The organism is Exobacillus caeni (genome assembly GCF_005747095.1).
In the GTDB taxonomy this organism is placed as follows: domain Bacteria; phylum Bacillota; class Bacilli; order Bacillales; family Guptibacillaceae; genus Exobacillus; species Exobacillus caeni.
Genome location: NZ_SWLG01000026.1, coordinates 38,287 through 46,409, shown reverse-complemented (window position 1 = coordinate 46,409; position 8,123 = coordinate 38,287). Strand labels below are relative to the sequence as shown.

The window sequence follows — 8,123 nt, the reverse complement described above, 5'->3', positions numbered from 1 at the left end:
TTCGGGGTCAACGCGCATTGACACCCTGTACTATACCAAGAGGACACTTTTTTGTTCAATTCTCAAATTACTTCCCCACAGGAATGCTTCGCTCCCATTTTATTCAGTAAATTTGCTACATCCACAACTTCAGGATCCCGTGCTGCATTTCCAAGTATTGTTCTGCCTTTCGCTAGTGTCCCAGCAAGCATAAGATTTATAGTTGCTCCGGAAGTGATGACGTCAAAAAAAATTTCAGTTCCTTTTAGCTCTGCGGCCTTTACTACATAGTAGTCCCTATGCGTCTCAACTTTTGCTCCAAGGGCTTTAAGCCCCTTGATGTGCTGATCAATCGGACGCGAACCGAAATCATCCCCACCCGGGTAACCGATCGAAACTCTTTTATACTTCGCAAGCAAAGCTCCGACAAAATAATAGGAAGCCCGAAAAGCTGAAGTTTTTATCGGGTCCAGTTGAGCATTTATTATTTCGGTTGGATCTAGAAATAAATTGCTATCTGAAACCCATCGCATTTGCAAACCTATTTCTTCCGCGATGCTTTGTATCGTCCTTACATCTAGTAAATCAGGCACACCCTTTAATGTAACAGTGTCATTCGACAAACACGTTGCTGCAATTAATCCTAACGCACTATTTTTGGAACCCGGTATTTGCACGCTTCCTTGAAGCTTTTTAGTCGGTTGTATTTCGATCCATCTTTTCATGGAAATCAACTCCTCTTTCCTATCTCACAATATAATAGCTACATTATAAGCTTTTATAAGCTTTTATATGCTTTATTTCCACTTTTTTTGCTTCTTTTTGCTTTTTTTATTTTTAACGGTTACTTATTAGAAGATAAAAACGAGAAAAGGGTTTCATTTTTTTTTAGCGAATTTTCAAGGTGGTGATTTATATGAAAAATCTATTTTTATCGCTTCTTCTTATCGCCTGGCTTTTATTTCTAAGCGGGATATTATTTTTGAAAAACGAGGTATATAAGGAGCCAGATATTAAGGGATATGTGACTGAAGTAACAGGGAATCGCGCACTTATTGTTTCAGAGGAAAGAGATTCAAACGTGTTTGACGCAACACTAGTAAACCTTCCTTTTATGACCAGATTGCAACTCGGCGAACATGTTAAGGTCTGGTATGATGGTTCTGTCGAACAGACATATCCTGCCCGGACACACGCAGAGAAGATCGAAAGGGTCAAAGAAAAAGACGGTCGGTCCAGGTTAAGCCGGGATGCAGTGATAAGGCTTTTCCTTAATGACCTTAACCAGAGAATCATTTCTTTTCGAAGAATAGAATATAACCCTAACCTTGCTAAATGGGAGGTAGACGTAATAACATCTGCAGGCGGAAATAATCAGCATTACTCCTACCTTGTAGATGACATGAATAGAGAATTAAATCGTGCAATAAAATAGGGATGGCTATGTGCCACCCCTCACACTATTACTGGGTATATGATTTAATTCTTAACCTTTATCTGCTTTTTCCCTTCTTTTTTTATCATCTTCCATCCAAGCAAACCAGTCCATACAAACGGTACGCCTGACGTAACAGGCAAAATTACGATTGCATGCTCGGGAAATAAAAGCGATAGGATTATACCGATCAATCCAACCCATCCTCCATACCAGCCAAAAAGATAAAACCTCCTGGAAATTCCATCCCTTTTCAAATGCTTGCTTAAAAAAGATACTCCGATCCACGTTAATGCTAATGCAATATATCCGCTAAAAAGTCCAAACGCAAAATGACCTTCCCAGGTAGCATATGCAATCGATGCTCCTTTCCCTTCCGCCTCTTTTGCTAAATAAGGAAGAGCGGTTAATTCCGCACATAATACAATCATCCATATCGCCAGTGACACTACAAACAATCTTCCGGCATTTTGCCCATACTCTGATTTTTCTCCTCTTTCCATTTCTGAACTGGATAATCCGATCAGCCAGAGGATCATCGCCAGCATCATGATGACGTGATCCCACATCCAGGCGGTATAAGAGGAGTTTATTTCATGCAGTGCATGACTGCCATCCCACGGATTGGTGGTTCGCGGATGCATGACGGTTGATAGGACTGTAAGAAAAGCACCGGATAACAAAATAAAACCAAACGTTTTTTGCGGTTTCTCACTGCTCACTGTAAGTCATCCTCCTGACTCGATTTTATCACTATAACCATCTTTACCCCGGGCACTTATCTTTAAGCAGGTTACCATGATTAAATCGGGAGGTTGATAAAGCAGTATTTTTTCAGGTCCTTTTTGTCATCCATTAAGCCTTTTACAACAATGTATAAAAATAGGGTTTATCCCAAAAGATAATAAGTAAATAACGGTCGGCGGAGATGGTGGTCCTATGCGAAAATTACTAAAAAGAAAATCGAAAAAAACAACAAAGTCAAGACCTTATTTTTCTCATCCAGAAAACCATGAACCTGTATCTACAAACATGGAAGAGAACAAAAGATTTGTCGAAGAACAGCTTTTTCATACTTCTGATCTTTTCCATAAGGAATTGACCTTTAATGGGAAAAAAATTTTATTGTTATATCTTAGAACACTGGTTGATCAGGAGAAGCTTCAAAATTTTGTTATTAGGCCTATTAACAGAACAAAAGCAGGTGAACTTTCTGAAACCATAAATTCATCTGAAGTCATCAATACTTCCGATTTAAACGAAGCGATCGTTGGATTAATGAAAGGCCACTGTATTCTTATTAGTGAAAACAGCGAAACCATCTATATAGTATCCGTCATTGCAAATAAGTATCGAAATATTGATCAGCCGGTTAGTGAGCAAATAATTCGTGGTTCCCATGAAGGGTTTATTGAAAGCATGCTCGTAAATCTTTATCTCATTCGGAAACGGGTAGAAAACCGGAACCTAACGATAAAATACTTTACACTCGGTAAAGCTACACAAACCAAGGTCGCACTTGTGTATGTAAACAATTTAGCAAACCCTGAAATTATCAAAGAAGTTGAAAAAAGACTCAATGCAATCGACACTGATTCTATTCAATCTCCAGGCTTCATTGAAGAATATATTGAAGACAGCCCTTACTCTCCTTTTCCGCAACTGCTTAATACAGAAAGGCCCGACCGAACTGGAGGTCACCTTTTAGAAGGCCGCTTCGCAATCGTGATGGAGGGTTCTCCTACTGTTTTGATTGCACCTATCACTTTATTTGCGTTTTACCAGTCACCTGATGACTATAACAGCCGCTGGTACATCGGTTCATTCTTTCGAACTGTGCGTTTGGCAAGTTTTTTAATATCTATGGGCCTTCCGGCTATTTATATCTCAATCGTTTCCTTTCATTTTGAAGTAATTCCGATCGATTTGATTTTTCAAATTAAAAACTCATTGGAAAATGTTCCCTTCCCTCCATTATTTGAGGCGATCATGATGGTTATTATATTAGAGTTGCTAAGAGAAGCATCGATCAGGCTTCCACCTTCTATTGCCCAAACGATAGGTGTTGTTGGAGGTTTGGTAATCGGTACTGCAGTGGTCGAGGCGAGTCTTGTTTCAAACACGATGATTATCGTCATTGCATTGACTGCGATATCATCCTTTGTCGTTCCTTCAAACGAAATGAGCACAACCATCCGATTGCTCAGCTTCCCGCTTATGATAGGGGCTGCTACGCTGGGGTTCTTTGGCATCATATTTTTTTTAACTTTGATTTTGATGCATTTATGTAAACTAAAATCGTTTGGCACACCATACTTCGCTCCCTTTGCACCGTTTAATCCTGAAGGGATAAAAGACACCTTCATCAGGCTACCGATTTGGAAAATGAATAAAAGGCCGTTGGATTCCAGGCCGCAGCATCTGAATCGAGAACGTTTTTCTAGGAAGTGGAAGAAAAATGACAAAGAAACGGAATAAAACGATTACAAAGCTACAGGCTTTCTTTCTTATTGTACAAACCCAGATAGGAGTTGGCGTTCTGTCCCTTCCTTTTGACGTTCATAAAGTGGCCCAAAAAGATGGCTGGATATCTGCATTCATTGCAGGGATTGGCGTCCAACTTTCCATTTTTCTTATCTGGTTCTTGAACAAAAGGTTTCCGAGTTTGCATATTTTTGAAATCAATCAGAAGGTTTTAGGAAAATGGGTTGGGTCCGTAACCTCACTTTTTTACCTGGTCTACTACTTTGGCATTTTCTTATTAATCAACCTTTTAGCAACAAGAATAATTAAAACGTGGGCGTTTCCTCATACTCCTTCATGGGTCTTTTATTTAATTTTCACATTTTTGATCACCTACATTTGTATCGAAACGTTACGGGTGATCGCAAGATTTTATGTGTTTGTATCTCTTTTCATCGTATTGTTAATTGCCATTTCGCTAACCGCTTATTCACTCGTCGACTTCCGATACATATTTCCAATCGGTGAGGCTGGGATTAGTAACATATTAAAAGGCTCAAAACAGGTACTACTCTCCATGCTGGGATTTGAATTTCTTTTATTTTTATATCCTTTTATTGAAGGAGATGAAAAATCGATTTTGAAGACCGCTACACTTGCAAACGTTTTTGTAACAGTTCTTTATGTCTTTTTGATTTTCACCACTTTAATCTTTTTCACACCTACTGAATTGAATATCGTGCCTGAACCACTGTTGTATATGCTTAAATCCTTCCATTTCAGGGTTCTTGAAAGATATGACCTGCTTTTTTTATCTATTTGGATCGTTTCTGTGTTAACCTCTTTGATTACCTATTTTTATTTAACAGTAAAAGGAATGGAATCGTTCAGGAAGAAACGAAGCAATATCCCTATATACATGCTTAGTATTTTGGGCTATATCATCTTAACGTTTTTTCCAGAAGATCCGTTTAAACTACAGCGTTTTTCATCTTTTTTAACCAATCTCTCGTACCTCTTTTTCTGTGGTTTCCCGCTATTGCTTTTAATTGTTTCACTTCTATCAAAACGTAAAGAAGGAGAAGGACAGGCATGAAAAAACTAATGCTTATTTTCTTGACCATATCTATTGTTCTTCTGACTGGATGCTGGGATCAAAAACTGCTAAAAGATGCACGTCTTGTTTACGGATCTGCATTTGATCTTGCTGAAGATGGAAGGATCCATACCACTGCAGCTATCCGCACACTTCAAAGGATCGGACCTTCTGGAGGAGGAAAACCAGTTAATGAACTTGTTACTGCCGAAGGAGATACCGTTCGGGAAACAAGAATGAAAATGGACGAAAAAGTTTCTGGAACTTTTTCAGCAGAAAAGAATCGAATTTTTCTACTGGGCGAGGACTTGGCAAAGCAAGATATTTATTCGGTATTTGATATTCTTTACAGGACACCAGAGAGCAATTTAAGTGCGTCGGTCGGTATAGTTAACGGAAAAGCATCTGATATCCTGAAAATGAGTAAAAAAGGGGAAACCTTGATCTCTGAATATACGTATGAATTAATCGAGAGCGCTGTTCAGCATACCACAGTTCCTCACGAAAACATACAATCAATCTGTACCTTAATGTTCGATCCTGGAAGGGACTTCGTTCTCCCACTACTGGATAAAAGAGACAACGAGGTGGCTGTAGATGGTGTAGGCTTAATCCACGGAAGAAAGTATACCGGACACAAATTATCAAATGAACAAGCAGGTCTCTTCCTTCTTTTGGATGATAACTATGGCAAAACAGCTCGATTCGTAAAAAAAGTAAATAAAGGCCAAAAACCTGATATCAACAACTATGTCACTGTAAATGTAATGAATTCAAAAAGAAAGCTGGACGTTCAAGCAAAAGGTAGAAATGTAAAAGTCAGCATTGGTCTACAGCTCAACCTAACTGTTAATGAGTATCCGTTAGACACACTTGCCAAAAAAACAACCATTAAAGATCTAGATAAGAAACTATCAGAAAAATTTACCAACGAAGCGAAAGAAGTGGTTTCTAAACTACAGGAAGCGAACTGTGATGCTTTAGGAATCGGACGAAACCTTATCGCTTTCCACAACGAAACCTGGAAACAACTTGACTGGGAAAAAGACTACCCAACAATCACAATAATACCTAAAATACACGTTAATATTTTGGGAAGTGGGATCATCCAGTGAGTCAACTTGCAGAAAGAAATTCATTTAGGATATACCATAAAGAAAATCCTGCATCCTTTCTTGATACAGGATTTTCTTTCTCACCCAGATTTCAAATTCTCTTACTCAGTCTCTAAACGGTACACTCTTTTATATTTTTCTTCTAAATAGTCGATTAAATATTGAGCATTCAGGCCTTCTCCTGTAACATCCTTTAAAATTTCAATCGGTTCTTTTAGTTTTCCGTATTGATGGATTTTATCGTTCAGCCAGTTTTTAACCGGTTTCAGGTCTCCTTCTTCAAGCAATTCATCAAAGTTAGGAATGTCTTTATCCATCGCATTTTTAATTTGAGCCGCATAAATGTAACCAAGTGCATAAGAAGGGAAGTAACCAAAGCTCCCACCAGACCAATGAACATCCTGAAGTACACCCTCTGCATCATTCTCAGGTCTTATTCCAAGATACTCTTCCATCTTTTCATTCCAAATGTCTGGCAAGTCTTTCACTTCTATTTCACCATTTATAAGACCCTTTTCTATTTCATAACGAACCATGATATGAAGCGGATACGTCATTTCATCTGCCTCAATTCGAATCAGGGAAGGACCTGCTACATTTATAGAACGGTAGAAATCTTCCATGTTCACGTCGTCAAACTGTCCGTCCGCATATTCTTTTAATGCCTCGTAGTTTTTCTTCCAGAAGGATTCATTACGGCCAACAAAGTTTTCCCAGAATAATGACTGGGACTCGTGAATTCCCATTGAAGTTCCTGTTGCAAGAGGTGTACCTACCAGGTCTGTTGAAATATTTTGCTCATACAATGCATGGCCGCCTTCATGGATAGTACCGAAAACAGCTGTACGGAAATCTTTCTCGTCGTATTTGGTGGTAACCCTAACATCGCCGGGATTAAGACCTATAGCAAATGGATGTACGGTTTTGTCCAATCGCCCCGCATTAAAGTCATAGCCCATCTGGCCAAGCACATACATGCTGAAATCCCTCTGTTTATCAGCAGGGAAGTTTTTAAATAAAAAGCCAGTCTCCGGCTTGTCATCTGCATTAACAACCATTTGTACAAGAGGAACGATTCGCTCGCGGAGCTGTGCAAAGACTTTATCAATTTGTTCAACCGTGACCCCCGGCTCGAACATGTCTAATAAAGTATTATACTTATTATCCTTATATCCCCAGTACTCGACAAACTTTTTGTTGAAGTCTACTAGTTTTTCAAGGTATGGCTGGAACATCTGGAAATCGGATTTTTCTTTTGCTTCTTCCCATACGCTTTCTGCTTTGGATCTAAGAATCACGTATTCCCTGTATTCATCTGCAGGAATCTTAATGTTACGTTCGTATTCTTTTTTGCATTCTTTTACGGTCTTCTTTGTAATCTCCGACAGGCTTTCAAAGGTACCCGGTTTGGATAACTGATCAAGGTATTCTTTCATCTGGCCGGAAACTGACATATCGAACACTTCCGAGGAAAGCATGCCGATTACTTCAGAACGCTGCTCAACACCTTTCTTAGGGGCTCCTGTCCGAAGGTCCCAGAACATTAATCCAATTGCTTCTTCAAAGCTAGTCATTTTTTTTACATAGTTTAAAAATGCTTCTTCAATATCGTGGTTTGTTTTTGTTACCATCAATTTCATCCTTTCAATCGTTTTTATTATGCATAAGTTAACATCGCAAAAAGATCGATGTTCAACACGATAGAATACTTCACTTGTTTTTATACTGCCCGTTTCTAAATGTAACACAAATAACAGCATACTTTACAAAGTTTGCCTGCTCAAATAACAAAAATTCCTTGCACATTTAATTATTCTATTATTACCTTTCTTTTCCTTGTTTCTTGGTTTTTTTATTGATTTAGGATTCTTAAATCAATACGGTATGTGAAATTTAAATACTTTATTACATGGATATAAGATTCGACAAATTATTGGTTTATGTAAATTTCTGTCGGAAGTTAAAAAATTCAAAAAGCAAGAATATCGAAGCATGCATGTTATTCTGTTGTTAAGCGCAAAACATCATAATCAGG

Annotated in this window: 7 protein-coding genes; 4 read left to right on the top strand and 3 right to left on the bottom strand. The window is 38.4% G+C overall.

Annotated elements, in window-relative coordinates; all coding sequences use genetic code 11:
• Positions 1 to 62: 62 nt before the first annotated feature.
• Positions 63 to 704 carry a UDP-N-acetylglucosamine 1-carboxyvinyltransferase gene (locus tag FCL54_RS21810; RefSeq protein WP_138129310.1) on the bottom strand — a complete coding sequence of 214 codons (642 nt, stop codon included), beginning with the start codon at positions 702 to 704 and terminating at the stop codon, positions 63 to 65.
• 191 nt (positions 705 to 895) lie between these two features.
• Here FCL54_RS21810 and FCL54_RS21805 point away from each other — a divergent pair, with 191 nt between their 5' ends.
• Positions 896 to 1,414 carry a DUF3221 domain-containing protein gene (locus FCL54_RS21805; protein ID WP_138129308.1) on the top strand — a complete coding sequence of 173 codons (519 nt, stop codon included), beginning with the start codon at positions 896 to 898 and terminating at the stop codon, positions 1,412 to 1,414.
• A 44-nt stretch (positions 1,415 to 1,458) separates the two neighbouring features.
• On the opposite strand, the gene FCL54_RS21800 is transcribed toward FCL54_RS21805, so the two are convergent.
• Entirely contained in the window at positions 1,459 to 2,136 is a 678-nt protein-coding gene (locus FCL54_RS21800; RefSeq protein WP_138129306.1) for a hypothetical protein, read from the bottom strand.
• Between the two features lie 217 nt (positions 2,137 to 2,353).
• On the opposite strand from FCL54_RS21800, the gene FCL54_RS21795 reads away from it, so the two are divergent.
• The 3 genes from FCL54_RS21795 to FCL54_RS21785 are packed head-to-tail and all read left to right on the top strand — an operon-like array spanning position 2,354 to position 6,088.
• Positions 2,354 to 3,892, top strand: coding sequence for a spore germination protein (locus FCL54_RS21795; RefSeq protein ID WP_138129304.1), 1,539 nt, complete (start codon positions 2,354 to 2,356; stop codon positions 3,890 to 3,892).
• Positions 3,873 to 4,973 carry a GerAB/ArcD/ProY family transporter gene (locus FCL54_RS21790; RefSeq protein ID WP_138129302.1) on the top strand — a complete coding sequence of 367 codons (1,101 nt, stop codon included), beginning with the start codon at positions 3,873 to 3,875 and terminating at the stop codon, positions 4,971 to 4,973. The genes FCL54_RS21795 and FCL54_RS21790 overlap by 20 nt, the downstream gene beginning before the upstream one ends.
• Positions 4,970 to 6,088, top strand: a complete 1,119-nt coding sequence (locus FCL54_RS21785; RefSeq protein ID WP_138129300.1) for a Ger(x)C family spore germination protein — start codon at positions 4,970 to 4,972, stop codon at positions 6,086 to 6,088. Before FCL54_RS21790 ends, FCL54_RS21785 begins: the two co-directional genes overlap by 4 nt.
• A gap of 101 nt (positions 6,089 to 6,189) precedes the next feature.
• Here the strand turns inward: FCL54_RS21785 and FCL54_RS21780 are convergent, their stop codons facing one another.
• Complete coding sequence (locus FCL54_RS21780) at positions 6,190 to 7,719, bottom strand: carboxypeptidase M32 (protein WP_138129315.1); 1,530 nt, start codon at positions 7,717 to 7,719, stop codon at positions 6,190 to 6,192.
• Positions 7,720 to 8,123: the final 404 nt, after the last annotated feature.

Excerpts from the sequence above, each read along its gene's own strand:
- FCL54_RS21810 (WP_138129310.1), bottom strand. The coding sequence starts at position 704 with ATGAAAAGATGGATCGAAATACAACCGACTAAAAAGCTTCAAGGAAGC.
- FCL54_RS21805 (WP_138129308.1), top strand. The coding sequence starts at position 896 with ATGAAAAATCTATTTTTATCGCTTCTTCTTATCGCCTGGCTTTTATTT.
- FCL54_RS21795 (WP_138129304.1), top strand. The coding sequence starts at position 2,354 with ATGCGAAAATTACTAAAAAGAAAATCGAAAAAAACAACAAAGTCAAGA.
- FCL54_RS21790 (WP_138129302.1), top strand. The coding sequence starts at position 3,873 with ATGACAAAGAAACGGAATAAAACGATTACAAAGCTACAGGCTTTCTTT.
- FCL54_RS21785 (WP_138129300.1), top strand. The coding sequence starts at position 4,970 with ATGAAAAAACTAATGCTTATTTTCTTGACCATATCTATTGTTCTTCTG.
- FCL54_RS21780 (WP_138129315.1), bottom strand. The coding sequence starts at position 7,719 with ATGGTAACAAAAACAAACCACGATATTGAAGAAGCATTTTTAAACTAT.